Source organism: Microcoleus sp. w1-18aA5 (assembly GCF_036701705.1).
In the GTDB taxonomy this organism is placed as follows: Bacteria; Cyanobacteriota; Cyanobacteriia; order Cyanobacteriales; family Microcoleaceae; genus Microcoleus.
The window spans coordinates 1-26,638 of the sequence record NZ_JAUPTE010000087.1 but is presented as its reverse complement, the minus strand read 5'-3'; the positions used below and the strand labels follow the sequence as shown (position 1 = coordinate 26,638).

The following is a 26,638-nucleotide window of genomic DNA, read 5'->3' as shown; positions in this document are numbered from 1 at the left end:
GTCTGACCAGTTTTTTTTCAACAATTCTCTAAAAGCCTCTTGACAAAAGACTTACAGTCTTAACTTGTCACCAATGACATGACACAAATCCACAACATGAGTGACATGAATCACGTTAGGTCAAATGTTCAGGAAATACTTGCTTCACAAAAGCAAGTAATTGAGCAAATGAAAAAGTGGCGACAACCTTGGTAGACAAAGTAATGTAGCTCGACTGTGGCTGTCAGAATTTGTCTGACTCCACCTCAGTTTCCTGAGAGTACCTACACATACTGTAGATAATTGAACAGTCCTACGTCTAAAGTAGTAGAAACTTAGGTAAGAATACTGTAGACAATGGAGCAAATCTACCTCTAAAGTAGTAGATACGTCAGCAAAAATCTATATAGATAGATAGGGTAGTTTATGATATTGAATAGCTTGGAATTAAACACCACTTATAAATCAAATGCAGCCGTAGATGAGCTAGTGAGCGCATTGACAAACGAAATTGAAGCGCGAGCAGAGATTAAAAAAACGGAAAAAAATCTACAGCACAATCGCTTGTCATTAGGCACAACTTATCTTCGTATTTTAGAATCTGCTGGGCATCTGGGCTGCTGATGCGAAATTTCATCCTAATTTCATTTGACCGTGAAATACTAGGTTGAGTAGAGCATTTCTAGCTCTCGGTCATTGCTTAGCGGTCGCTTCTTGGAAAATGCTAATAAGTAACTTTACTTAATGAGTATCATTTACTTACCTTGGCAAAATACCAACTGCTAAACCTGTGGTACTCAACCTGATTTCAAGGACAATGCCAACGATGATATTTCATAAATATGCTCAATGTCCGGCAATTATTAGCAGCTTTTCGGGAAGTTTGTTCAGCCTAATTTTGCTAAGTTATCCTGCCGCTGTTTTTGCCCACGCTGGCCACGGAAATGAATTTCACCATAGCGGCGAAACAACTGAAACTCCTGCTGCTATTTCTGTCGATGCCGAAACAGCAAAACGGTTAGGAATTAAAATCTCCCCTGCCACGCGCCAGAGACTAGATATCGGCATTAAAACTACTGGAGAAATTGAAACTTTACCCAACGAAAAAGTAGAAGTTACGGCTCCTGTTGCTGGGAAAGTAGTAGAGTTGCTGGTTAAGCCTGGGGACAAAGTATCAAAAGGTCAAGCCCTTGCGGTTGTATCGAGTTCAGAATTAGGACAATTGCGGGTTGAATCTCTCTCGAAACGTGCCGAAGCTGAGGCCGATTTGCAGCAAGCGGAAGGAGATTTCAAACTAGCACGAGAAAATTACGATCGCCAAAGTCAGATATCTGCAGCAGAAATCGCCCAAGCCCAAACCCAATTGGCAGCGGTAACTAAGCAGTACCAGCAAGAACAAGAATTAGTAAATAAGCGTTCCGTGGTGCAAGCCGCTAAAGAAAACTATCAGCGTCAAGTTGAAATAGCGCAAGCCGAAATAGCGCGAGCCGAAACAGAACTGACTGTGGCTAAAGAACAGTTCGATCGCGACAAAGAATTAGTGGCATCAGGGGCGATCGCGCGGCGCACAATGCTGGAATCGCAAGCCCACTTCGCCGAAGCAAAAGCCGCTGTGGCGAAGGCAAAAAGCCGTCCTGAAGTTATCAAAGCCGAAACCGAAATTAAACAAGCCGAAGTAGACCTCCCAATGCGGGAATTGCGGGAATCTCAAGGCAGAGTAGCAGAAGCAAAAGCTCAACTTACCAGAGCTCAGAGCCGCCGGGAAGTCCTAGAAGCCGAGAACCAAGTCAAACGCGGCAAAACTGCCGTCGAAGTCGCTCAGTCGCGCATTCGCTTGGCTGACGCAGCCTATCAAGCGCGACTCCAACAATTAGGAACTGTTGCCAACGATCGAGGACTCGTTACCGTAGTTGCTCCGATTTCGGGCACGGTAGCCGATCGCGAAATCACCCCAGGAGAATCAGTAAACGCTGAAAAACCGTTGATGAGCCTCTTAAATGACAGCCGCGTTTTTGCCACAGCCAATATTTACGAAAAAGACCTGAATCAAGTAAAACAGGGTCAGGAAGTCAGGGTAAAAGTCGCTAATTTACCCGATCGCACTTTCAATGGAGAAATCGCCTTAATTGGGTCATCCGTGTCAGGAGAAACGCGGGTGGTGCCGGTGAAAGCAGAACTAGATAATATTAACGGTGAATTAAAGCCCGGACTGTTTGCTGAGTTGGAGATTTTAACATACAAAACTGCCACAAATATTTTAGCAATTCCGAGTGCGGCGGTAGTGGATGTTAGCGGGAAAAAAACCGTTTACGTCCAAAATGGCAATGCTTATCAAGCGGTTGAAATTGAACTCGGTCAAACTGCGGGAGATTTAGTTGAAGTGAAGAGGGGTTTATTCGAGGGAGATTTGATAGTAACGCAGCGAGCACCTCAACTTTACGCACAATCTTTGCGCGGCGACAACAAGCCCTCAAAAGACGAGGAAAAGAAAAAGGCAACTCCAAAGGTAACAGAGGTTAATTTTCATAATTTACCCGTGTCTTTATGGTGGGCGGGAATAGGGGGAGGAGTTGCGATCGCATCTCTGACTTTTGCAGCAGGGGTTTGGTGGGGAAATCGGCGCGAAGAAAGTTCGGCAGCGGATTTTGTAACGGATGTAACGGATGTCAGGAAGAAGGCATAATACTGTAACTTTGTTAACTGTCAACAGTCAACAGTCAACTGTTTAAATATTCAGCACAATTCTTAGATGAGTAATTAACAGCCGCTGGCTAGTTTCGCCTTATCTCAGTTGGCGAAAGTTGGGAGTAAGATAGAATTACCAATTACCAATTACCTAACTAAATGTTCAGGACTATTGTAGTTGCACATACTCACTGCGGAAGTCCTAAGATGTTTAAGAAAAGTATCTTTACTCACATTCTCACCTCGTTCATCACTTTTTTACTGGTTGTTGCTTGCAGTCAAACCAATCAACCTACCACCACCACTAATACTCCGAGCAATACACCAGCAGCAGCTACACCCAATTGGGCCACTGCCCTTCCAATTGGAGCAGCATTCTCGCAAACCAGCAACTATGCTCTTTTAGCTCAAGAATCAGTGGGTGGTGTCAAAATTGCTGAGAAATATTTCAACGAGAGGGGAGGTGTTAATGGTACTCCTATTAAAATGGTGTTTCAAGACACTGGAGGAGATGAAGCAGGAGCCATCAACGCCTTCCAAACTCTAATTAATCAAGATCGAGTGGTTGGCATTGTTGGGCCATCATCTTCTCAGCAGGCATTTAGTGCCAATCCAATCGCAGAACGAGCAAAAGTGCCAGTCATTGGCGCATCGAATACTGCCAAAGGGATTCCTGAGATTGGTGAATATATTGCGCGTGTCTCTGCACCTATTTCGCTTGTAGCTCCCAATGCAGTAAAGGCAGCGCTTAAGCTTAATCCTAAGATTAAAAAAGTCGCTGTCTTTTATGCTCAAAATGACGCTTTTACGACATCGGAGACAAAAATTTTCCAGCAAGCGATTAAAAACCAAGGGCTGGATATCGTCACCGTCCAAAAGTTCCAAACTACTGACACGGACTTCCAAGCTCAAATTGGTAATGCACTCGCTCTCCAACCCGACTTAGTTGTTATTTCAGGATTGGCAGCCGATGGAGGTAACTTGATCCGGCAACTGCGGGAACTGGGTTATCAAGGTACGATCGTTGGCGGCAATGGTTTGAACACGTCTAATATCTTCTCGGTGTGTCAAGCACTCTGCGATGGTATTATCATTGCTCAAGCCTATAGTCCCGAAGCCCCAGGCGAAATCAATGCTGCCTTCCGCGATGCTTATGTAAAGCAAAGCAAGAAGGAACCACCGCAGTTTAGTGCTCAAGCCTTCACTGCCGTACAAGTATTCGTGGAAGCCTTGAAAGCTTTGGATAGTAAAACCAAACTCAGCGCGTTGTCATTGGCAGAGTTACGCACAAAGCTGAATCAGCAAATCCTAGCTGGAAAGTACAATACCCCTCTCGGTGAAATTTCCTTTACCCCTGAAGGTGAAGTTGTACAGAGCCAGTTTTACATTGCTCAAATCAAGATGGATGTAGATGGAAATAATGGCAAGTTCATCTTTTTGAAGTAAGTCAAAAGGGTACATCCCTATTTTGCAAAATAGTTGATTAATTTACCTACACGCAGAAAGGCTCTACGATCGTTCTTCATCGAAAATATACGGCAGAGGTTTTTTACGCCCTTTGAATTGAGCGCGCATGATTACCCGTTCCGAGCGCTTTGGCGGTACTGGATTGTAGTCTATTTCGCCAATGCTTTCTACAGTTTGTGAGTAGTGTTTTGGTGCTTGCATAATAACTATTCTGATATCTTGCACTATTGTCAAGAACGGGCAAGATGCCCGTTCCACAAAGAATGAGTTTTCTTGTGGAACAGGCATCTTGCCTGTTCCTAAACAAGTAATTGAGAATGGTGCAAGATGTGAGTATTGTTGTAAGCTGCATTGTCAAAAAAAATAGCAATACAGGTTATATCATTTTAGATTTTAGATTTTAGATTTTACATGACTTATGAATCCGGGTTGAAAGTTAAAATATTTCATCCTAATTTCATTTTTGGGTGTCAAGGTAAATAGAATGGCTATTTAACACTGTTCAGCCAAGGAATCGCGGGAAAAGCTACGGCAACCGGAGCCTTTAATATCTGCTAAATTTTATTGTTAAATAGTCGATCGCCTAACGGTGGCTAATAGTCATCACCTCTATAAAATCATAAAATGTTCAGCACAATTCTTAGATGGGTAATTAACCGCCGCTGGCTAGTCGTTATCGCCACCATTATTGTTAGTCTGTGGACATTTTCTATCATCCCCAAAATGTCCCTTGATGTCTTCCCTCCTTTTGCACCCCCGCAAGTCGAAATTCAGACGGAAGCACCAGGGCTCGCGCCGGAAGAAATCGAGTCTTTGGTAACACTGCCGATCGAAAGTGCGATTAACGGAACTCCGGGGGTGACAGCAGTGCGATCGTCTTCGGCTGTGGGTCTTTCTGCGGTTAAGGTAATCTTTGATTGGGGAACTGAAATTTATCAAGCGCGCCAGTTGATAACAGAACGGTTGCAGCAAGCACAAAGCAAACTCCCGGCTGGGGTAGAAACACCGCAAATTTCTCCCACAACTTCTCCTGTGGGCACTGTTATCACCTATGCTTTTACATCAGAAACTACTCCTTTGATGGAAGTGCGCCGTCTAGTTGACTGGCAAGTCACAAATCGGCTTTTGGCAGTGACTGGCGTTGCTCAAGTAGTAGCTTACGGCGGCGAAGAAAGGCAGTATCAAGTATTAGTAGAACCTGCCAAGTTAAAAGCTTTTAATGTGTCGTTGCAGCAAGTAGCTGAAGCGGCGGCTGCTGCGAATGTTAACGCGCCGGGGGGGTATTTAATTACGCCGGATCGAGAAACTTTAATCCGGGGGGTGGGGCGGATTGAGTCTCTGGAAGATTTGCAGCAATCGGCGATCGACTCTCGCCACGGAACGCCCGTCAGAATTGCTGATGTAGCTGATGTCAAGATTGGTGCTGCAATCAAGCGGGGCGATGGCAGTTTTAACGGCAAAAAAGCTGTGATTGTGATGGTAAATAGACAGCCAGTTGCTGATACTCCGACGGTAACGAAAGCGGTTGAGGCAGCAATGGCTGAGGTGCAGCAAGCTCTGCCCAAAGATATTAAAGTTACTGTGACTTTTCGACAGGAAGAATATATTAATTCCTCGGTGGAGAATGTGCGATCGGCTTTAGTTGAAGGCAGTATTATAGTCACCCTTATTCTCATCCCGTTTTTGATGAATTGGCGCACTCTGGCGGTTGTTTTGCTCGATTTCTTTCTGACTTGGCTGTTGGCGCTGCTGGCGATGTATTGGCTGGGGCTGGGGCTGAATACGATGACTTTGGGGGGTTTGTCGGTGGCGATCGGCACTGCGATCGACGATGCGATCGTCTATGCGGAAAATACCTACCGCAATTTGAGAGAAAATGCGTCTTCTCTTCATCCTCGCCCGGTGATGGATGTGATTTTTGATGGCAGTCAGGAGGTGCGCGATTCGTTAATTGGAGCGACTGTTATTGGGATTGTGGTGTTTTCGCCAATTTTTACTTTGCCCGGTGTAGAAGGTCGGATTTTTACGCCGATGGGGATTACTTATTTGGTAGTTGTGGTGATTTCTAGTCTGGAATCACTGTTAATATCTCCGGCCCTTTGCGCTATTTTGTTGCCTACCAAACGCATGAGTGGTAAAGAACCTTGGTTGCCGAGATTTTGCAAGCATATTTATCATTATTGTATCAGAATTTCAATGCGTTATTCGGCGATTATTTTAGCTTTTGCGGCTGCTAGTATAGTGGCTGCATTAATTATTTTGCCATCTTTTGGGCGGGTGTTTTTGCCGGAGTTTCAGGAGCAAACTTTGGTGAATACTATTATGCTCTATCCGGGGGTGTCTTTGGAGACAACAGATAGCGCGGCTTTTGCTATTGAAGATGCACTGAAGGATGATACCAGGTTTCAATACGTGCAAGTGCGATCGGGCAGAGCTCCGGGTGATGCTGATGCTGCGGGAGTTAATTTAGCTCACATTGATATAGGTTTGAGCGAGGTAGGGATGAAAAACAGGCCGCAAACTTTGGAAGCCCTGCGGCAGGAGTTTGGTAAATTGCCGGGAGTTGCACCAAATATCGGCGGTTTTATTTCTCACCGGATGGATGAGGTTTTATCTGGTGTCAGAAGTCAGATTGCTGTCAAAATATTTGGTCCGGATTTGGATCAACTTCGCAGCATCGGTGCCGAAGTTGAAGAGCAAATGAAAACTGTTGAGGGAATTGTGGATTTGCAACTCGAACCGCAGGTACCAGTGCCACAAATTCAAATTAAGTTTAACCGTCAAGCTGCGGGTAGATACGGTTTGAAAATCGGAGAGCTTTCTGAAATAATTGAGACTGCTTTAAACGGAAAAGTTGTTTCTCAAGTTTTGGAGGTGCAGCAAACTTTTGATTTAGTTGTTTGGTTGCAGCCTGAAGCGAGAAATAACTTAGAAACTATTCAGAATTTGTTGGTTGATACTCCAAGTGGCAATAAAATTCCCCTCGCCCAAGTTGCGACTGTCAAATACGGTACGGGCCCAAATACGATTAACCGTGAGAATGTTTCTCGCTTGATTGTGGCGGCGGCGAATGCTAAAGGTAGGGATTTGCTATCGGTCGTGAATGAAATTCAAGCTAAAGTAAAACGAGAGGTGCAGTTGCCTTTTGGCTATTTTATCCAGTACGGCGGTCAATTTGAAGCTGAGCAAAGAGCTTCGCATAATATTATGATATTTAGTGCGATCGCCTTTTTGGTAATTACAGTATTGATGTACTTGTCCGTCAAGTCCCTTCCTTCAACTGCTATGATTATGATTAATTTGCCGATCGGCTTAGTGGGAGGAGTAATTGCGGTAGCTTTGACTGGCGGCATCATCTCTGTAGCTTCCCTAGTTGGCTTTGTCACGTTATTCGGCGTTGCTACCCGTAACGGCTTGTTATTAGTAGACAACTACAACACTAAATTTGCTGAAGGACTGCCTTTTAAGGAAGCAATTATTAAAGGCTCGATGGAACGGCTGAATGCCATCCTGATGACCGCTTTAACTTCAGCTTTGGGTTTAGCACCTTTAGTATTTGAAGGTGGGGCGGGCAAGGAAATTTTGCAACCGCTGTCAGTAGTAGTTTTAGGAGGTTTATTTACTTCTACAGCACTAACTTTGTTAGTTTTGCCAGCTTTGTATGCTCAATTTGGGCATTTTTTACGACCTCAACAACCTCAGCGAGTTATTGAAGACGGCAAGGTAGTTAATGTGTGATATTTTCTAATTATTGTCAGTCAGCAAGGAGTCAAACAAATGAAATCGCTTAAGTCAAATTTAATTGTTCTAGGTAGTGTCGGATTGCTGTTTTTGGGAGCTTGCAGTAAAGGCGACCAAGCAAGCGATCCAAATAACACTCCAGCCTCCCCTCCTGTCGCCTCTCAACCTGCGTCTTCGCCTCCTGCCACTGCTCCTGAAACAGCAACTAAAGGGGGGCAAGTTGTCAAGTCTGGAGCTTACTATTTAGAGTTTGTACCGGAAAAAGAAGCTACCGGAACTCATTTAGATGTTTTTTTGCAAAAAGGGGAGAAAAAGGAACCAGTTCCTAACGCCAAAGTGACGGCTCAAGTGCAGTTGCCGAATGGAAAGCAGCAAACCCTAGCTCTCAAGTATGATGCTGAGGGCAAACATTACGCTGTGGTGTTTCCCGGCAAAGATGCAGGAAGTTATCCCGTGAAAGTTACTGCGGATATTAACGGAGAAAAAGTTGACGGTCGTTTTACATTCAATCAATAGATAGCTGATGTCCTAATGCGCTCTAAGTTATACCAATTTTTTATGAGGCTGCATAGAATCCGATCCCCCCTAGCCCCCCTTAATAAGGGGGGGACAAGATTCCGATCAAAGTCCCCCTTCTTAAGGGGGATTTAGGGGGATCGAGATATGTGCAACTTCACATTAAATTGGTATTAGGGGCGAATTAGTTATTAGCAACAAACAACTGCCTCCTGCATTTCGACTACAAAGCCGATCGCGTTTCGATCGCACTTAATTTCTTATTTCGTTACCTGAGTTTTTTTTGAACGGGAAAAACACTCGACCTGCCAAACTTTGAAGGTAAATGCCACCGACGGTAATTAAAAAGACGAAATAAGCGATCGCCTGCACGACATAGAGCTTATCTGTGTAGCCAAATAGCGCACTCAACAACAAACCAGGAAACTTTTCTTCGGGAAGCAGTTGCGAGGTATTCCAGACGATTGGCCCGAGAATGCAAGAATGGATTTTAGTAAATCTTTCGTAATAGAAACACAGTGCGGCTGATTCGCGGTTTGTTTGCGATAAAATATTCATCGCGCTGTCAAAAATTCCCAAAGTAGATACCACTAAACCCGCTACAATGAAGAGCAATAAAATGCCCATATATTTGAAAAACAGGCGGATATTAATTTTGACTCCCCATTTAAACAGCAGGACGCCAAGTCCGGTGGCTGAGAGAATGCCAGCCAAAGCGCCGATTGCCGGAATAATCCCTTGTTGAAACTTGGCAACCACAAACAAAACGGTTTCAAATCCTTCGCGTAAAACGGCAATCAAAACTAAACTAAATACGCCCCAACCGGCATGAGAGTTGTACGTTAAGGCGGCACTCACAGCGCCTTCGACTTCGGCTTTCATAAATCGCGCTTGCTTGGTCATCCAAATCAGCATCCAACTCAGCATTGCGATCGCCACAAGCCCAAAAATTGCCTCTAGCAGCGACTCCATAATCGGTGCAAAAGGCTGATTGGATGCGGACAAAATTTGAATAGTCCAGCCGAAAAGTACACCTATCAAAGCGCTGGCAATAATTCCAACGCCAACACCGCCGAAAACCCAAGGACTTAAATAACTTTGTCCCGACTTTTTGAGACAAGCGAGAACGATTCCGACAACTAAGGCGGCTTCGACTCCTTCGCGGAGAGTAATTACAAATGTGGGCAATGCTTCGCCAAAATTCATTTTTTTAGTTGAGGTAATATCGGGAGGTAATTGGTAATCTTTTTACCAATTACCGTGGTTTCAGTTGACTTTTTTAAGAGGCGGGTTTGAGAACTTTTTGGCTGTCGCTTTCGATGGTTTTAACTAGCTGGTTGACTTGTTCGGTGGTTTTGACGGGGGCGGGGGGTGCGATCGCCGTTGGCCAACTTGTCTTCAGTTCTGTCATGTTAGCCACAATTGCTTTGTCAATTTCCGGGCTGGTTTTAGCCACTTGCTCGGCTATATCTTTGTACAGCATTTCCGCGTACATGACAAAACCCCGCGAATCTTGATATTCAATAATTGCGGAAATTTTGCCGTTAGCAACTGCGGCTCCGTATTCGGAATTAGCTGTATCTAGCAAGCCGTTAATCACTTGCAGCACGAATTTCGGATCTTTGCGCTGAGTTTCGGGAAGGGCGGCAATTGCTCCGTCAACTGCTTGCATTGATGTGTCAAATTCCGCCTTCACTTGAGCCGGATCTTTTGCACCTGCTTTAACTAAATCCTGCAATTTAATTAAAGTAGCCTTAAATTCAGGAATTTTACGCTCGTTTAGCTGATCTTCCACATCGGCATAAATTTCTTCGACTGGATGCCCGATGTGCGGTTCTGCCTGGTCTGGTTTGCCTTGATCCAATAGTTCTTTTGCTACGATAAGATGCCCTTTCATCAAGCCAAGTTTAGTCATGTAGTCTACATCTTTAGGTTCGCCTGTCAGCACCACATTTTCAATAGTTACCAAGTCTTTGATTTGGTCAAATTGGGCTTGAGTAATGACATTTTTTGAAACCAATTCTTCGACTTTTCCGTAAGGGCGGCTGGCTTGAATTTTGTTAGAAAGTGCCGGTACTCCTAACTTGGCTTCGAGTTTATCTAACTCTGAAAGAATGGCAGTATTGATGTTGATGCCGCCTTTGCCGCCGTGGTTCATGCTGTGACCGCTTGTGGATGCGGGACTGGCTGTAGCAACGGGTGAGGCGCTGCTGTCGGTGTTGCTGGCCGTGGGGGTGGAAGCGCAACCAGCCAGAGCAACGAGGATGGCTGTAGCGGTGGCGGTCGGTAATAAGCGAAAGGATTGTAACATGGCTGTTGCTAATTTTTACGTTATGTGCATTTCGACTCACAAGTTATTAAGAATAATTCTCAATTATTTGCAAGCTATTCATTCTACCTATTTGCGATCGAGCTTGTCAAATAATTTCATACTTTATTTGAATCGCTGCACCGTGGTAGCAGAATTTGGTTTAAGTGATGACTTCAAATACCCCCATGCAGCCTGCTTCGGCGATCGCATCTTGATGGGGATGAAACATATATTTTCCGGCGTAGCCGTAGGTGAATTCTAAAATATGTCTTTCAGCTACTCCCATTGTAATTACATCGGTTCTTTCACTGGGAGTCAAAGTCATTCCCGTGCGATATACGTCAAAAAAGTTGGCGTGCAGGTGAAAAGTCACGGCGGGTTCGTACTCAATCAGGTTGAGAACGTAAAGCCGGATTAGCTGATTTCGGTAAATAGGGATCGGGTTGTTCATGTAATAATTGGGCAACCCGTTAAAAGCGTAAAGTTCGTTTTTTTCGTCGTCGTTTACGTCGTATCCTCCCATGATTAATATGATTTCATCGGCGGGAGGACGGGGTTTTGGCGGATCAATGATGAACATTCCATAGAGTCCTTTACCTATATGGCGAGTTACAGGAGCAATATGGCAGTGATATAGATGCAATCCGTAAGGATTGGCATCGAATTCATAAATAAATACTGAACCGTTTTTTACTGGTTTAACGCCATCCATTTCGCTTGTATGAACGCCGTGAAAGTGCAGCGAATGAGAATGTCCGGCTTTGTTATAAAAAATGACGCGGATGCGATCGCCCTCTGTTGCCCTCAATGTCGGCCCCGGCACTCGATTGTTGACATTCCAGGTGTTGAAAGTGACGGCGCTGTTAAGTTGGACGATCGAAGAATTAGCTTCTAGGCGAAATTCCCGAACCGTGCGCCCGTTTTCGCGCGTCACCGTGCCGTAATCAAAATCCCGCGCAATTTGCATCGGGTTGATATTGCTGACGGTGAGTGCATCTGCGGGGATTGGCGGAATTCTCGCAACTGATGCCGGTTTGCGAGTCAAGTTTTGAAGTGCGATCGCGCCGCCCGCTACCCCAGCCCCAGCTATTCCTAGCTGTAGCAGTTGGCGGCGACTCCAGCGTCCCGGCTTTTTCATGGCGGGACGATCGGATAAATCTGTCATACTTATTGAAAACTTTTCTCAAATATTCACTCGTGGTTGATTATAAGACATTATCAGCTTGTTGTCAATTATTGTCAATAGTTCTCTTTTTCTGCGAATTCAGAAAATTTCATGCTGATTTCATCTCAGTATGTGATCTTAAAGATTGGGGTAGATGCTGCCGATCGCTAACAATGTATAAGGATTTACCGCTATAAATTAGAGTTATGAGAGTTTTGCTAGTTGAAGATGAGCCAGATTTAGGGAAAGCGATCGATCGCACTTTAAAGCAGGAAAAATATATAGTTGATTGGGCTTTGGATGGCAGTGAAGCTTGGGAATATTTAGACAGTCACTGGATGCAATATAACCTGGCTATTTTTGACTGGTTGCTACCAGGATTGTCAGGGTTGGAACTGCTGCGGAGATTGCGTGCTAAAAATAGCGCACTGCCCGTATTGATGCTGACAGCAAAAGACCGAATGGAAGATAAAGTTGCGGGACTAGATGCCGGAGCTGACGATTATTTAGTTAAACCGTTCGGGATGGCGGAACTGTTAGCAAGATTGCGGGCTTTGCAAAGGCGATCGCCCCAAATTCAACCGCAACAGCTACAGGTAGGAAATCTAGTTTTGGACTGCGGAAATCGAACTGTGTGCCATCTCGATCGAAGTGGTAACAGCCAGATAATTTCTCTAACAAACAAAGAGTTTCAACTGCTAGAATACTTTATGAAACATCCCAACCAAATTATCACCACTGACCAAATTCGGAATCAGCTATGGGAGGCGAGTGCAGATACCTTTAGCAATGTGGTAGCAGCTCAAGTGCGTTTGCTGCGGCGCAAACTTGAGTCGGTTGGCGGCACGAATTTAATTGAAACCGTACACGGCGTCGGATACCGCATGAGACATTAAAGCTGTAGGGGCAACGGCGGGCGGATTATATCTCGTTTCCAATATCTGGCTATAATATAGAAAACTCGATCGGAAAAATGACTGCCATGAAAGATTTAATCCAACAAGAGTTAGAAAAGCTCGATATAGAACAACTCAAACAAGTATTTGAATTTATTGCTTTCCTGAAATTTCGTGCCAAATTAGTTACTATTCCAGCAATCGATGAAACTAACTTAGCTGCACTCTACAGCGAATTTGCCGAAGAAGACCGACAACTTGCGGAACTCGGAATGAGCGAATATGCAGAACTCCTAAAACATGAGGATTTGGCATAAAATTTAAATATAAAAAATGTATTTTTCGCCTGCAAACTTTTATTTTAATAGGACTTATGCAGGGGTGTCAGAAACCAGATTATTTAACCTTATTCTCTCTTTGTTCCTCCTCTGCGTTCTCTGCGCCCTCTGCGGTAGATAAAAAAATATTATCTTCAACTAATTACCAATTACCAATTACTAGCAATATATGAAAGGTGAATCAAAATAAACTCTTTAACCGAACTCGCTGGCAATTAGCCATTTCCTATGCAGCAGTAATGGGTTTGATTTTAAGCTTGTTGGGATTTGGTGTATATAAGGCGATCGCCCACGCTCACTGGGTAGCCATAGACCGGGAATTAGAATCCGTAGCGGGGACGCTACACGACAGCCTAGAACTCAAATTGCAGCAGCCCGGACGCTTGGAGCCTATAGTCAACGAACTTTTACCCAACCTCCGCCTAATGGGAGTTAAAGGCATTACAGAACAGTTGCCAAGCCGCCATATTTTAAGCGCTATCAACCAAGGCTATTACTATATTCGTTTATTTGATTATTCCGGTAAATTAATTGCTACGGCTGGCGATTATCCAGAAGAATTACCAGCCGGATTTAACTCCCAATACTGGCAAACAATAACTGATACCAAAGGCAATGTTTATCACCAAATTTCTGTAGCGCTACATACCCAAACACAGCAAGATTGGGGATATTTTCAAGTTGGGCGGAGCCTGCAAGACTTTAATGATTATCTCAGTACAGTGAAATGGGTTTTGAAATTAGGATTGCCTACAGCATTGATTCTGATAGGGTTTGCTAGTTGGTTGTTGGCAGGATTGGCCATGAAACCGATTTACTCTTCCTACCGACAGATTCAACAGTTTACGGCCGATGCCGCCCACGAATTGCGGACGCCTTTAGCGGCTTCGCAGGCGACTGTAGAATCAGCACTGTTGACGCCTCAATTAGATGAAAAAGAGGCGAGGGAAATTTTGCGGACGATCGATCGCCAAAACCGACGACTGACTCAGTTAGTGGCTGATTTGCTGCTACTGGCTCGCATGGATAATCAAGTGATACGTGATCGCCCTCAATTGTGTTGTTTGAATGACCTTGTTAGCGATTTAGTAGAGGAATTGGCAGCTTTGGCGATCGCTTCTAAGGTAGCCCTCACATCCTCCGTGCGGGTGCAACAGCAATTAAATGTTGTCGGCAATTCCGACCAACTTTATCGCTTAGTTGCTAATTTAATTGTTAATGCCATTCAATACACTCCGGCGGGCGGGAAAGTAACAGTTATTTTAGATTGCAATCACATCGAGGCGATCGTTCAGGTTCAAGATACCGGTATTGGGATCGCGGCGGCAGATTTAGAGCGAATATTCGATCGATTTTACCGAGTCAACAGCGATCGATCGCGCAATACCGGCGGTTCGGGACTGGGATTGGCGATCGCCCAAACCATTGCCCGGGCACATCGTGGCAGCCTCAGCGCCAGCAGCGAATTGGGGCAGGGCGCTACTTTCCTGCTGCGGTTGCCTTTGTGAGCTACTATGTGAGGGAAACTGACATCTTGCACCATGCTCAAGAACAGGCTTTCCTGCCTGTTCCACAAAGAGTGATTCTTGTTGTGGGGTGGGCATCCTGCCCGCCCGTCAAAGGCTGATTGAGAATTGTGCAAGATGTGGGGAAAACCGAATCATCTTTTTGTGGTAATCCCTTTTGCAGAAGAGAGCACGATCGCCGAAAATCATTAAATAGTCCTCAGTCAGTAGTCAGTAGTCAGTAGTCAGTAGTTAGTAGTCAGTAGTTAGTAGTTAGCAGCTAACAACGTATAACAGGAAAATTCAGCTCGACTAACAATTAATAACTAATGACCAATGACCAATGACCAATGACTAATCACGGTTCATTACCGACAAATACCTAGCGAAAAATTATGACAGTTTTAGAACAGGGAACAATCTCAATCCATACCGAAAATATTTTCCCGATTATCAAGAAGTCGCTATATACTGACCACGAAGTCTTCTTGCGGGAACTAATTTCTAACGGAGTGGATGCCATTGCCAAACTAAAAATGGTTTCTCGTTCCGGCGAATACGGCGGCGACATGGGCGAACCGCAAATCACCATAGCGATCGACAAAGAAAACAAAACCCTCTCAATTTCCGATAACGGCATCGGCATGACCGCCGATGAGGTAAAAAAATACATCAACCAAGTCGCTTTCTCCAGCGCAGAAGAATTTATTCAAAAATACCAAGGCAACGGCGACGACGCAATCATCGGTCATTTCGGTCTAGGTTTCTACTCTTCTTTCATGGTGGCGAAGAAAGTAGAGATTGATACTCTTTCTTACCAAGAAGGCTCCCCAGCAGTACACTGGTCTTGCGACGGGTCTCCCGCTTTTGAACTATCAGAATCTTCCCGCACGGAACGCGGCACTACTATTACTCTTACCCTCCAAGACGAAGAACAAGAATATTTAGAACCCAGTCGCATTAAGCAGTTAATCAAAACTTACTGCGATTTCATGCCAGTTCCCATCAAATTTGAGGGAGAGGAACTCAACAAGCACAAAGCAATTTGGCGGGAATCAGCCAGTAATTTGCAAAAAGAAGATTACTTAGAACTTTACCGCCACCTTTACCCGTACCAAGACGAGCCGCTGCTGTGGGTACACCTGAATACAGATTATCCTTTTATTGTCAACGGGATTCTTTATTTTCCAAAACTGCGCCCGGATGTCGATGTTACCCAAGGCAATATTAAGCTATTCTGCAACCAGGTTTTTGTCAGCGACCACTGCGAAGAAATTATCCCGAAATTCTTGATGCCGCTGCGGGGCGTTATTGACAGTACCGACATTCCGCTGAACGTTTCTCGCAGTTCTTTGCAAAGCAATCGCACTGTGCGGAGAATCGCTGATTATATTGCGAAAAAAGTGGGCGATCGCCTGAAAGAAGTCTACCGCGACGACCGTAACGAATACATCCGCTGCTGGCAAGATATCGGCACTTTTGTCAAGTTCGGAACTCTCAACGATGACAAGTTCAAAAAGCAAGTCGAAGATATTTTAATCTACCGCAGCACCTACGAACCAACAGCCGAGAAGCCAGAAACTGTAACGCCCGAAGTTCAGGTGCAAAGTGAGGAAGGAGATTTGTGGCAGGATGTGACTCCGAAGTCGGAAACTTCTACTTCGACGCAACCTTACACGACGCTGAAAGAGTATTTGGAACGCAATCAAAAACGCCACGAAAATCGCGTGTTTTATTGTACCGATCCTGCCTCTCAAGCAACTTACGTGGCAATGCACAAAAGCCAAGGTTTAGAAGTGCTGTTTATGGATTCTTTCATCGACACGCACTTTATCAGCTTCCTGGAACGAGAACACTCAGATGTCAAATTCTCGCGGGTTGATTCCGACATCGACGAAACGCTAATTGACAAAGAGAAAGAAGCGGAAATTGTCGATCCGGCGACGAATAAAACTCGCAGCGAACAAGTTAAAGAAATGTTCCAAAAAGCTCTCAATAAGCCGAAAGTGAACATTCGCACAGAAGCTTTGAAGTCTGACTCTGCGGAGGCGACGCCACCTGCGATCGTACTTTTACCGGAAGATGTGCGCCGGATGCGGGACATGACGGCGCTTTTGCGGCAGCAAGCGGCCGAATTCCCCGAAGACCACGTTTTGCTGGTGAATACGTCTCACCCGCTGATTCAAAATCTGGCGAGTTTGAGTCAGGGTGCGATTATTCAAGGCGGCGGGGAATCTCCGTCAAGTCAGTTGGCGAGTATGATTTGTCACCACGTTTACGACTTGGCTTTGATGGCCCAGAAGGGTTTCGATGCTGAAGGGATGAAGGATTTTGTCGAGCGATCGAATCAAGTCTTGACAAAGTTGACTGAACGTGCAATTTAATTAACCCCCCAACCCCCCCTTGCTAAGGGGGGAGTAAGAGTTTATTTCTATTGGTAAAGGGATAAGTCAAGCCTTCTTCCTTCTTCCTTCTTCCTTCTTCCTTCGGGTATAATAAAAGGCTGCACGCAAAAAAACGGTAATCTGGAGGGCAATATGTCACGGAAATGTCAGCTAACGGGAAAGAAGGCGAATAACGGTTTTGCAGTTTCTCACTCGCACCACCGCACTCACAAATTGCAAGACGCTAATTTGCAGTGGAAGCGGGTTTGGTGGCCGCAGGAGAAGCGCTGGGTAAGATTGCACCTTTCTACAAAAGCAATTAAAACCTTGCAACACAAGGGTTTGGAAATCATGGCGAAGGAAGCTGGAATTAACCTGTACAAGCTTTAAAAAACTTGGCTAAATTAAAATGAGGGCGATCGCACATTTGAGAGTGCGATCGCCCTTATTTTTAGAGAAAAACTTTTACTAAAGCTATTTTCGGCATTGCAGTAAATAAGTAGTCATCTGACCTTTGCCTTTAACTTCGATAGCGCCGCGGTTTTCAAAGAAATACTTTTCTCGCAACTGCTGATAAGTTGTCTCTGTTACGTGAATGCACCCCGGCAAGCCGTGAGATTCCATGCGGGAAGCAGTGTTAACGGTGTCTCCCCATAAATCGTAAATAAATTTTTTAATTCCAATAACTCCGGCAACAACCGGGCCGCTGTTGATGCCGATTCTGATGCTGAAATCTTGATTGTGGGTATTGCTGAAGTCAGTAATTGCCTGCTGCATATCCAAAGCCATTTCTGCGATCGCTTCTGCATGATCCCTGCGGGGCATGGGCAGCCCTCCAACTACCATGTAAGCGTCGCCAATCGTCTTAATTTTTTCCAAACCGTGCCTTTCTGCTAGGTTGTCAAATGTCGAAAAGATGTCATTCAGCAAGGCAACTAATTGCGTTGGAGAAACTCGCGAACTGAGTTGAGTAAAGCCTACTATGTCCGCAAATAAGACAGTAACATCAGCAAAAGTGTCTGCGATCGTACTGTCTCCTAGTTTCAACCGATTTGCTATTTCTTCAGGCAAAATATTCAACAACAAGCGTTCTGATTGTTCCTGTTGAATTTGCAGCGCATTTAAAGTATTATTCAGAGCATGAGTTCGTTCTTCTACTCTAAATTCTAACTCTTCATTCAGCTTGCAAAGAGCCATTTCAGCCCGCCTGCGGTCTGTGATATCCGTACCGATTGCCAGCATTCCCGCGAACTTTCCTGCTGCGTCAAACAGCGGTTTATTTGCCCAGGATACCCAAACGCGATCGCCGTTACGCTGGATATTTTCATTTTCAGTTCGCGTGTATTGTTCTGGGTTTTCCAAAATATCTCTCAACTTTGCTGCCCAGTCATTTCCTGTGGTATCTCTCTGGGGAATGATTGTTCCCACGGCATTTTTGCCAATAATCTCTTTTTCATCGTAACCAAAAAACTTCTGTGCAAATTCGTTAAAAAAAGTAATATTTCCTTCCGTATCTAGTTTTAAAATAATGCTGTTAGCATTTTCCACTAATTCCCGATACTTAATTTCGCTTTGCCGCAGTGAATCCTCTGCTGAGGCCCGTTCGGTTACAGTGGCGGCCAACAGCAGCGATGTAACTACAATTACGCTCATAAAAGCCTGCAAAAATAAGATTGCCTGATTGATATTTTCCGCTTTGGCAATAAATGGGCCCCCTCCCTGAGAACCGCCCCAAATTGCGATACTGGATACAATGAAAGATGCTAAAACCGCCCCTACGTGACCGAATTGAATGGTTGCCCAAATTACTAAGGGAAATGGCAAGTATTCGAGGGGATAACCTGAGATACTACCTTCACTTTTTGAGTTGTATACTAGCCAACTGACTGTTACTAATAACACCAAGCCTATTGCGGCACCGATTCGATTTACAATTGTTTGAGAAGCTGTATTTTGTGAAAAGCTGGGCGCTTGTGTGTGGTTGTATATAATCAACAGCAGGGGAGTAAAAATTAAAACTCCTAATGTATCTCCGAGATACCAATTCCATCTAACGTGCCAATATTCGCTCCACTCCACTAAACCAGTTACACAGAGACGCAGCGTGCCGAGAGTACAGTTGATTTGAGTGGCAACTACAGCACCGCACAAAACTAAACTGACTACATCTATGAGCCGATCGAGTGACGGGTGAAACTTGAGTTTGTGCAACAAAGTAAATGCACACAAAGCTTGTAAACAACCGCAAAAAGCACTAATTGTTGCACTTATTATGGTAAATTTGAGATTAATAGTCTCGTAAAAAAATACGCCTAAAGCTATTCCCGGCCACACTTGCCGCCCGAACAATAAAAGTGCAGCTTGTGCAATCCCTGCGGGTGGCCAGACGCACGTACCTAATTTATTTATGCCAGGGATTGAAACTGCTATTTTTGCTCCTAAAGCGTAAGCCAAAGCAATGGCAGTTACTTTTGCTAAATATTGCCAATTTCTAGATTGAGAAAATTGCAAAAACTGATTTTTTGGGGAAACCATACTCAGTGTTATATTTTTAATTAACTATAGCAACCGCGCCCGAAGATTAGGAAATTATTAATTATGAAACATGACTTTTTATATTGCTTCTTCCTTCTTCATTCTTCCTGATGCTCTAACTTGATGCCTGTCAGAAAATAAGTGTTCATCTGGCCTTTGCCTTTAACTTCGATCGCGCCGCGACTTTCAAATACATACTTGTCCTGCAATATATCATAAATTGCAGAGGTGACTTGAATGCACCCCGGCAAGCCGTGGGATTCCATGCGGGAAGCGGTGTTAACGGTGTCTCCCCATAAATCGTAAATAAATTTTTTAATACCGATTACTCCGGCGACGACAGGGCCGGTGTTAATCCCAATTCTGATGCTAAAATCTTGATTGTGGATATTACTGAAGTCAGTAATTGCCTGCTGCATATCGAGGGCCATTTGGGCGATCGCCTCTGCATGATCGCTGCGGGGCATCGGCAGCCCTCCTACTACCATGTAGGCATCGCCAATAGTCTTAATTTTTTCCAATCCGTGCTTTTCTGCTAGGCGATCGAATGTGGAAAAAATGTCGTTAAGCAAGGAAACTAATTCTGGCGGAGAAATTTGGGAACTAATTTGGGTAAAACCGACTATATCTGCAAATAATACTGTTACTTCGGCAAAAGTATCGGCGATGATGCTTTGGTCTTGTTTTAATCTGTCGGCGATGGGTTGTGGTAAAACGTTTAGCAGGAGACGATCGGATTTTTCTTGTTCTAAGCGCAAAGCTGCTTCAGCTTCTTTGCGAGTTGTGATGTCTTGAACAGTACCTTCGTAATAAAGCAAATTTCCGTAGGAATCGCGCACGGTATAAGTATTTTCTGAAATCCAGATTATGCTGCCATCTCGGCGGTAAATTTGAGATTCAAAATCCGATACTTTGCCTTGTTCTTCTATTAAGCGGACAATTTCTGCCCGGCGTTCGGAGTCAACATAAAGCTGTTGGCTAATATCAGTTAATGTGCCGACCAATTCCTCGCGTGAACTGTAACCGTAAATGCGAAGCAAAGCAGGATTGGCGCTGAGATATTGCCCATCTGGGGTAGTTTGAAAAATGCCGACGATCGCATTTTCAAAAATGCTGCGGTATTTTTCTTCAGCTTGCCGCAGCGCTTCTTCAGCCCGCTGCCGTTCTCGCGCTTCCATTGCGAAAGTTACAGAGTCGGCTAGAGAAACAGCGAAACTTTGTTCTTCAATCGTCCAAAAGCGGGGCATTCCTACGTGTTCTAAACAGAAAACTCCTGCTGTTTCTCCGCCTATTTGAATCGGCGTATCTAGCATAGAAGTGATGCCCAAGGGAATTAGGTAAGATTCCGCAAATTCTTTAGTTCTAAAATCGTTTTGCGCGTCAAATGCAGCAATTGCGCGTTCTTCTCGCAGTGTTTGAAAATAGACAGGATAGTCTGCTGCTGCTAATTTCAAACCGTGTGAGTGCTGGTTGAGAGTGCGATCGAACAAATCCAGGCACTCCATCTTGGATTTAGTGCGATCGTACAGCCAGACGCTCGATCGGGCAACTTCCAGAGTACGGCTAGCAGTTTGAGTTATTTCTTGAAGCGCTTTGGTTAAGTCGCCTTGATTCAGCGCTTTATTTTTGGCTAAATCAATTAATGCCGATTTCTGTTTCTGTAGCTGAAGTTCGCTTTGTTTCAGGGCATTTGTCCGTTCTTCAACTCGGATTTCCAGCTTTTCATTCAGCTTTTGCAGCGCTATTTCAGCTTTTCGGCGATCGGTGATATCTGTGCCGATGCAGAGGATGCCCAAAAGTTTTCCCGCTGCATCAACCAACGGTTTATTTGCCCAAGATACCCAAACGCGATCGCCACTGCGCCGCATATTTTCATTTTCATAGCTGGTAAAGCGATCGGGATTTTGTAAAAGTTGACTATAAACCAACTCTAAGTTATTCCCTTCCATGTCCGTCTGTGGAATAATGGTTCCCAAGGCATTTTTTCCCAGAATTTCTTCCTCCTTGTAACCAAAGAATTTTTCGGCAAATTCGTTAAAAAAAGTAATATTGCCGTCAGCGTCCAGTTTCAGAATAATACTGTTAGCATTTTCCACCAATTCTCGATATTTAATTTCGCTTTCCCGCAGAGAATACTCTGCTGATGTGCGTTCAGCTACTGTCGCTGCCAATAACAGCGAGGTAATCGTAATTACACCCATAAAAGCTTGCAAAAACAAGATAGCCTGATTAATATTGTCGGCTTTGGCTGTGAAGGGCCCACCTCCATGAGAACTGCCCAAGATTGCGATGATTGAGACAATAAATGATGCTAGAACAGCGGCTCGCTGACCGAATTGAAGCGCCGCCCACATGATCAAAGGAAATGGCAAATATTCCAGGGGATAACGAGAAATAGCAGCTTGATGTTTCGACTCAAAAACCAGCCAGCTCACCCCAATTAATAAGATTAACCATACTACCCGCTCAATTAAATAATTTTTATGGGGTTCTGTTGGTATTTTTAAACGATCGGCGGTTACTTTAGGACGAAGAAAAATTAAAATCAATGGAGTGATAATTAAAACTCCCATTGTGTCTCCTAACCACCAATTCCATCGAGCAGACCAATATTCGCTCCACTCTATTTTTCCCGCTAAATATAGGGAAAATGCGCCAATAGTGCAACTAATTTGAGTAGCAATTAGACCGCCAAATAAGATTAAATTAATTACATCTTTCAAGCGCTCGATAGAGGGACGAAACCGGAACCAGCCCAGGACAATTACGGCAAAAACCGCTTGCAGAATCGCCCCGGCGTTTCCCCCCACCCAAAGTGCAAATATCTGTTCACTTGGGTTAACCAAATTGAGCAAAAATGTACCCAAAACTATGGCAGGCCAGACTTTACTCCCAAACAATAAAAGTCCAGCTTGGGCAATTCCTGCGGGTGGCCACACCGAGGCAGCAAAGGGATTGACACCTTGAATTGAAATTGCTAGCCTCGCCCCCACGGCGTAAGCGACAGCAACGACAGTTACTTGGGCTAAGTACCGCCCAATTCGGGATTGAGGGAATCGCAGAAACTGATTTAGGTTCAGATTCATACCGAGTTTTAAGTTTTAGGGAATTTCACATCAGAAGGAAGAGGGAAGTTCGGCAACGGATTATGTAACGGATGTAACGGATGTAACGGATGTAATGGATGTCAGGAAGAGGGAAGGAGGAAGAGAAAGAGGGGAGCTAATGTAGCTGTACACCGCGCACATTGCGAGCCTAAATGTAGGTGCGCGGTCGCGCACCTTACCAATTATAAAGGCTTAGTTGATGGCGGCTTCAATCCACTGTTTTAAAGTAGAATTTACTTCATCAATGAGAATTTCCTGTGATTTGTGAGTTGCTCTTTCCACGACTTCAACTTTGCCTGCTTTCAGCGAACGGCCCGGAACAATGCGATAGGGAATGCCGATTAAATCAGCATCTTTAAATTTGACTCCGGCTCGTTCATCGCGGTCATCTAGTAACGTTTCAATGCCCGATTGGTTAAGTTCTGCATAGAGTTTTTCGGCGACTTCTACTTGTTGGGCGTCGGAAATATTGGGGATGCTAATGATGGCGTGATACGGGGCGATCGCCACTGGCCAAATTATCCCGTCTTTGTCGTAGGATTGTTCTACAGCCGATTGAGCTAGCCGCGACACGCCGACGCCGTAGCAGCCCATCACAAAGGGCATTTCTTCGCCTTGTTCGCTGGTGTAGGTGGCGCCCATTGCTTGGGAGTATTTGGTTCCTAATTGGAAGATGTGGCCGACTTCGATGCCTCTGGCGCTTTGCAAGGTTTGTTCGGGGTTGTGCACGGCCCGATCGCCCTTTTTGGCTGTTCTGACACCCACAACCGTTGCTGGTAGAGGAAATTCTTTGTTCCAATTAGCACCGACAACGTGGTATCCTGATTCGTTTGAACCAGTGACAAAGTTTGTCAGGTCAACTGCAGTGCGATCGACCAAACGCAAAAACTTAGAGTTTACCTCCTTGCTGCCAGCGATATAATCATCAGCAACATCGGGAGCCATATAACCGAGAGGTAAAGATTTAGCAGCCCATTTCCGCTGAGCTTCCGCATCGGGAACAGTCAAAAATAAAACAGTTTTAGCTTGATAATTGCCCGCTAACTTCGTCAACTCATTCAGCAACTTTACCTGATTCACATCTTGGTCGCCGCGAATGCTTACCAATACCAAAACAGTCATGCCATTGTCGTAAACAGCTTGGTAAAGCACATTTTTGACAACTTGAGTCGGAGAACATTTCAAAAATTTGCAAAGTTTATCAATTGTTTCAGTTCCCGGTGTTTCCCGCTTTTCAAAATTTGCAAAGGGCGACGGTTCCACATCCGCAGGCATCGATACAGCCTTTTCCACATTAGCGGCATACTGACCATCTTCAGTATAAAGAACTTCATCTTCTCCCGCTTCAGCCAACACCATAAACTCTTGAGAACCAGAACCGCCAATTGCTCCCGAATCAGCATCTACTGCTCGAAACTGCAAGCCGGATCGGCGCAGCATATTGCTATAAGCTTGAGCCATATCCTGATAAGTTTTTTTCAGACTTTCTTCGTTAGTATGGAAAGAATAGCCATCTTTCATAATGAATTCGCGGCCGCGCATCAACCCAAAACGCGGGCGAATTTCATCGCGAAACTTAGTTTGAATTTGATATAGATGTACAGGCAATTGCCGATAGGAACGAATCATATCTTTAGCAATTGTAGTAATTACTTCTTCGTGAGTTGGGCCCAGTCCCAATTCTCGCTGCTGCCTGTCTGTCATGGCAAACATAATACCTTCAGCTTGAGTATAGGTATCCCACCGGCCAGATTCCCGCCACAAATCGGCCGGTTGCAATTGCGGGAGGAGACATTCTTGAGCGCCGGTAGCGTCCATTTCTTCGCGCACAATTTGAGATACTTTTTTGAGAACTCGCCACATTAAAGGTAGATAAGCGTAAATTCCGCTACCGATGCGCCGGATGTATCCGGCACGGAGTAATAATTTGTGGCTAGGAATTTCTGCTTCTGCCGGGTCTTCGCGCAGGGTAACAAAAAGCATTTGAGATAGTCGCATGGCTGATTTCCTTAAAATACCGGATGAGTGTAATTTTAGATTAACTTCTGATATTATCAGAACTAAGCCCGATTTGATTAAATATATGAATAAAATTTTGCAAAACTACCAAAAAGGTATGGCAGCATTTGATGATTGTCACTCTCCTACTGTGCAATCTCAGTGGCTTGCCTTAAAAGATGAAATAGGAGAATTTGTTCGAGAACCTAATTTAAGCGAAATTTGGGATATTGTTCATGCTGCTGGTCGATTGCTTTACAAACTAATCGGAATTCCCTTATATTTACTGGCCTATCCTACTGTTCGCAAACACAGTCAACGTTTCGAGGAGTACGGCTGTATTCGCAGCATTCGCAACTGTCAGGGTAAATGCTGCGGCAAAAAATCGTAGGGTACGCTGCGGCGCACCTAATATCATGTTTGTTGAATGACGCGCAATTACATTCTAATGACTGGATTAAAAAAACAATGCAACTTGAGGCAAGCGCCAAACCCATATCCAGTAACTAATTCCCACTCTCAAATCTAAAATCGCATGACCAGATTTATTCACGACCAATTTGCTAAACAGTATTTGAAAGAACTATTAACCCCTCTCGGTAATGTAGAAACCAGCCGGGATGTTGCTGGAGAAGTAAGGCAGGTTGACGTTTTATTTTCCCCGAAAGCAGAACCGGAAGTCGAAGCAACAGCCCTCGGCATTCTGGGTCAAATCGCAGCAAAACCCGCTGTATTTGAACCCTTCCGCAGCCCAGTGCAAATCGGAGAAATTCGCAGTTGTCTGGGCAAACTCTTCGATATCCACGGCGAATTTGAACGCGCCGCAGCTAGAGAAAATACCCGGATTGCAGAGGCAGACTTGCCCCAACTTTGGATACTGTCGCCCACTGTTTCCGACACGATATTAGCTGGATTTCGAGCGATTCCCGAACCGGAAAATTGGGTAAGTGGAGTTTATTTTATGGGCCCATCTCTGAAAGCAGCGATTATTGCCATTCACCAACTGCCCCGCACGCCAGAAACGCTGTGGCTGAGAGTTTTAGGGAAGGGAAACGTGCAGAAGCAAGCTATTGCCGAATTGAGAGAGTTACCCTCAGATAATGTGTTTCGGTTGAATGCGTTAGAATTGTTGTACAACTTGCGAACTATTTTAGAAGTTCGCCAAGACATAGATCGAGAAGATAGGGAGTTAATTATGGAACTGTCACCCCTCTACTTGCAACGGTTGGAAGATGCAACTCAGCAAGGTATTCAGCAAGGTATGCAGCAAGGTATCCAGCAAGGTATCCAGCAAGGTATTCAGCAAGGTATCCAGCAAGGTATGCAGCAAGCTATGCAGCGCGCTCAACGCCTGATGGTTGAGAGTCTCCTACAAGTAAAATTTGGCGAGATTGATGAAGAATTAGCCCAAATAATCGAGCCTTTGATTCAGCTAGAACCCCTCGATCGCACGCGACTAATTAGGCAGCTCGATCGCTCTGAATTGCTAGCTCATTTTGAACAAAAAAATCAACCGGAATCCTGAGTCAGCAGCGCACTCTACAATCGGTAGGGTGCGCTCAATATCAGTTTACTATTTATTATCGACAAAATCTGGAGTTAATTATGGAACTATCACCCCTCTATTTATAACGGCTTGAAGAAGCAACTCAGCGAGGTATCGAGCAATGTATTCAGCAAGGTATCGAGCAATGTATTCAGCAAAGCAAACGCGAGCTTTTTGAGAGTATATTACAAGTAAGATTTGGCGAAATTGATGAAGAATTAGCCCAAATAATCGAGCCTTTGATTCAACTAGAACCTCTGGCAATCACGCGACTGAGTATGCAGCTCGATCGCCGGGAATTACTCGCTCGTTTTGAGCCGGAAAATCCAACGGAATCCTAACTCGGTAGCGCACTCTACGATATGTAGAGTGCATCACATCGCACTTTATACCAATTCACTATGAAGGTACACTAAATTTAGGCTAAAAGTAGAGGAGATGCAATATGGCTAACAAATTTAAGGT

18 protein-coding genes are annotated in these 26,638 nt (G+C 44.6%); 11 read left to right on the top strand and 7 right to left on the bottom strand.

What is annotated here, in order from left to right:
- The first annotated feature begins 805 nt into the window (after positions 1–805).
- Together Q5691_RS23500 and Q5691_RS23495 are read left to right on the top strand one after the other, a co-directional pair.
- Positions 806–2,662 (top strand): efflux RND transporter periplasmic adaptor subunit, encoded by a 1,857-nt coding sequence (locus Q5691_RS23500; protein ID WP_445304786.1) that lies wholly within the window; start codon positions 806–808, stop codon positions 2,660–2,662.
- Between the two features lie 209 nt (positions 2,663–2,871).
- Entirely contained in the window at positions 2,872–4,110 is a 1,239-nt protein-coding gene (locus Q5691_RS23495; protein WP_333347383.1) for an ABC transporter substrate-binding protein, read from the top strand.
- Between the two features lie 63 nt (positions 4,111–4,173).
- Here Q5691_RS23495 and Q5691_RS23490 read toward each other — a convergent pair whose 3' ends face one another.
- Positions 4,174–4,419 carry a hypothetical protein gene (locus Q5691_RS23490; RefSeq protein ID WP_333347380.1) on the bottom strand — a complete coding sequence of 82 codons (246 nt, stop codon included), beginning with the start codon at positions 4,417–4,419 and terminating at the stop codon, positions 4,174–4,176.
- A gap of 336 nt (positions 4,420–4,755) precedes the next feature.
- On the opposite strand from Q5691_RS23490, the gene Q5691_RS23485 reads away from it, so the two are divergent.
- On the top strand, positions 4,756–7,869 hold the full coding sequence (locus Q5691_RS23485) for an efflux RND transporter permease subunit (RefSeq protein ID WP_333347377.1): 3,114 nt from the start codon (positions 4,756–4,758) through the stop codon (positions 7,867–7,869).
- 39 nt (positions 7,870–7,908) lie between these two features.
- Positions 7,909–8,388: a hypothetical protein gene (locus tag Q5691_RS23480; protein WP_333212876.1), complete on the top strand. Its 480-nt coding sequence runs from the start codon at positions 7,909–7,911 to the stop codon at positions 8,386–8,388.
- A 252-nt stretch (positions 8,389–8,640) separates the two neighbouring features.
- Here the strand turns inward: Q5691_RS23480 and Q5691_RS23475 are convergent, their stop codons facing one another.
- From Q5691_RS23475 to Q5691_RS23465, 3 genes are all read right to left on the bottom strand, one after another.
- A complete protein-coding gene (locus Q5691_RS23475; RefSeq protein WP_333212878.1) occupies positions 8,641–9,594 on the bottom strand; it encodes an FTR1 family protein in 954 nt (317 codons plus the stop codon).
- Positions 9,595–9,667: 73 nt separating this feature from the next.
- The gene (locus Q5691_RS23470) at positions 9,668–10,699 is read right to left on the bottom strand and encodes a helix-hairpin-helix domain-containing protein (RefSeq protein ID WP_333212879.1); all 1,032 of its coding nucleotides are present in this window, start codon (positions 10,697–10,699) and stop codon (positions 9,668–9,670) included.
- A 160-nt stretch (positions 10,700–10,859) separates the two neighbouring features.
- Positions 10,860–11,864: a multicopper oxidase domain-containing protein gene (locus Q5691_RS23465; protein ID WP_333310794.1), complete on the bottom strand. Its 1,005-nt coding sequence runs from the start codon at positions 11,862–11,864 to the stop codon at positions 10,860–10,862.
- 206 nt (positions 11,865–12,070) lie between these two features.
- Between Q5691_RS23465 and rppA the strand changes: the two genes are divergently transcribed.
- From rppA to rpmB, 5 genes are all read left to right on the top strand, one after another.
- The gene (gene rppA, locus Q5691_RS23460) at positions 12,071–12,760 is read left to right on the top strand and encodes a two-component system response regulator RppA (RefSeq protein ID WP_333347374.1); all 690 of its coding nucleotides are present in this window, start codon (positions 12,071–12,073) and stop codon (positions 12,758–12,760) included.
- A gap of 86 nt (positions 12,761–12,846) precedes the next feature.
- A complete protein-coding gene (locus Q5691_RS23455) occupies positions 12,847–13,077 on the top strand; it encodes a hypothetical protein (RefSeq protein ID WP_333103822.1) in 231 nt (76 codons plus the stop codon).
- 197 nt (positions 13,078–13,274) lie between these two features.
- Entirely contained in the window at positions 13,275–14,606 is a 1,332-nt protein-coding gene (gene rppB, locus Q5691_RS23450) for a two-component system sensor histidine kinase RppB (protein WP_333347371.1), read from the top strand.
- Between the two features lie 392 nt (positions 14,607–14,998).
- Positions 14,999–16,987: a molecular chaperone HtpG gene (htpG, locus tag Q5691_RS23445; RefSeq protein ID WP_333212887.1), complete on the top strand. Its 1,989-nt coding sequence runs from the start codon at positions 14,999–15,001 to the stop codon at positions 16,985–16,987.
- A gap of 153 nt (positions 16,988–17,140) precedes the next feature.
- On the top strand, positions 17,141–17,377 hold the full coding sequence (gene rpmB / locus Q5691_RS23440; protein WP_006634309.1) for a 50S ribosomal protein L28: 237 nt from the start codon (positions 17,141–17,143) through the stop codon (positions 17,375–17,377).
- An 84-nt stretch (positions 17,378–17,461) separates the two neighbouring features.
- Here rpmB and Q5691_RS23435 read toward each other — a convergent pair whose 3' ends face one another.
- The 3 genes from Q5691_RS23435 to proS form a co-directional block, all read right to left on the bottom strand.
- The gene (locus Q5691_RS23435; protein WP_333347367.1) at positions 17,462–19,522 is read right to left on the bottom strand and encodes an adenylate/guanylate cyclase domain-containing protein; all 2,061 of its coding nucleotides are present in this window, start codon (positions 19,520–19,522) and stop codon (positions 17,462–17,464) included.
- Between the two features lie 98 nt (positions 19,523–19,620).
- Positions 19,621–22,608: an adenylate/guanylate cyclase domain-containing protein gene (locus Q5691_RS23430; RefSeq protein ID WP_333347364.1), complete on the bottom strand. Its 2,988-nt coding sequence runs from the start codon at positions 22,606–22,608 to the stop codon at positions 19,621–19,623.
- A gap of 213 nt (positions 22,609–22,821) precedes the next feature.
- Positions 22,822–24,627, bottom strand: coding sequence for a proline--tRNA ligase (gene proS / locus Q5691_RS23425; protein ID WP_333212891.1), 1,806 nt, complete (start codon positions 24,625–24,627; stop codon positions 22,822–22,824).
- On the opposite strand from proS, the gene Q5691_RS23420 reads away from it, so the two are divergent.
- Together Q5691_RS23420 and Q5691_RS23415 are read left to right on the top strand one after the other, a co-directional pair.
- Positions 24,626–25,018 carry a hypothetical protein gene (locus Q5691_RS23420; protein WP_333310785.1) on the top strand — a complete coding sequence of 131 codons (393 nt, stop codon included), beginning with the start codon at positions 24,626–24,628 and terminating at the stop codon, positions 25,016–25,018. The two genes, proS and Q5691_RS23420, sit on opposite strands and share 2 nt — an antisense overlap.
- Positions 25,019–25,162: 144 nt before the next feature.
- Positions 25,163–26,152, top strand: coding sequence for a hypothetical protein (locus Q5691_RS23415; protein ID WP_333347361.1), 990 nt, complete (start codon positions 25,163–25,165; stop codon positions 26,150–26,152).
- The last annotated feature ends 486 nt before the right edge of the window (positions 26,153–26,638 follow it).

Bases quoted from the DNA above. Each gene is read 5' to 3' on its own strand.
- Q5691_RS23500 (WP_445304786.1), top strand. From the start codon at position 806: ATGATATTTCATAAATATGCTCAATGTCCGGCAATTATTAGCAGCTTT.
- Q5691_RS23495 (WP_333347383.1), top strand. From the start codon at position 2,872: ATGTTTAAGAAAAGTATCTTTACTCACATTCTCACCTCGTTCATCACT.
- Q5691_RS23490 (WP_333347380.1), bottom strand. From the start codon at position 4,419: ATGCCTGTTCCACAAGAAAACTCATTCTTTGTGGAACGGGCATCTTGC.
- Q5691_RS23485 (WP_333347377.1), top strand. From the start codon at position 4,756: ATGTTCAGCACAATTCTTAGATGGGTAATTAACCGCCGCTGGCTAGTC.
- Q5691_RS23480 (WP_333212876.1), top strand. From the start codon at position 7,909: ATGAAATCGCTTAAGTCAAATTTAATTGTTCTAGGTAGTGTCGGATTG.
- Q5691_RS23475 (WP_333212878.1), bottom strand. From the start codon at position 9,594: ATGAATTTTGGCGAAGCATTGCCCACATTTGTAATTACTCTCCGCGAA.
- Q5691_RS23470 (WP_333212879.1), bottom strand. From the start codon at position 10,699: ATGTTACAATCCTTTCGCTTATTACCGACCGCCACCGCTACAGCCATC.
- Q5691_RS23465 (WP_333310794.1), bottom strand. From the start codon at position 11,864: ATGACAGATTTATCCGATCGTCCCGCCATGAAAAAGCCGGGACGCTGG.
- rppA (WP_333347374.1), top strand. From the start codon at position 12,071: ATGAGAGTTTTGCTAGTTGAAGATGAGCCAGATTTAGGGAAAGCGATC.
- Q5691_RS23455 (WP_333103822.1), top strand. From the start codon at position 12,847: ATGAAAGATTTAATCCAACAAGAGTTAGAAAAGCTCGATATAGAACAA.
- htpG (WP_333212887.1), top strand. From the start codon at position 14,999: ATGACAGTTTTAGAACAGGGAACAATCTCAATCCATACCGAAAATATT.
- rpmB (WP_006634309.1), top strand. From the start codon at position 17,141: ATGTCACGGAAATGTCAGCTAACGGGAAAGAAGGCGAATAACGGTTTT.
- Q5691_RS23435 (WP_333347367.1), bottom strand. From the start codon at position 19,522: ATGGTTTCCCCAAAAAATCAGTTTTTGCAATTTTCTCAATCTAGAAAT.
- Q5691_RS23430 (WP_333347364.1), bottom strand. From the start codon at position 22,608: ATGAATCTGAACCTAAATCAGTTTCTGCGATTCCCTCAATCCCGAATT.
- Q5691_RS23420 (WP_333310785.1), top strand. From the start codon at position 24,626: ATGGCTGATTTCCTTAAAATACCGGATGAGTGTAATTTTAGATTAACT.
- proS (WP_333212891.1), bottom strand. From the start codon at position 24,627: ATGCGACTATCTCAAATGCTTTTTGTTACCCTGCGCGAAGACCCGGCA.
- Q5691_RS23415 (WP_333347361.1), top strand. From the start codon at position 25,163: ATGACCAGATTTATTCACGACCAATTTGCTAAACAGTATTTGAAAGAA.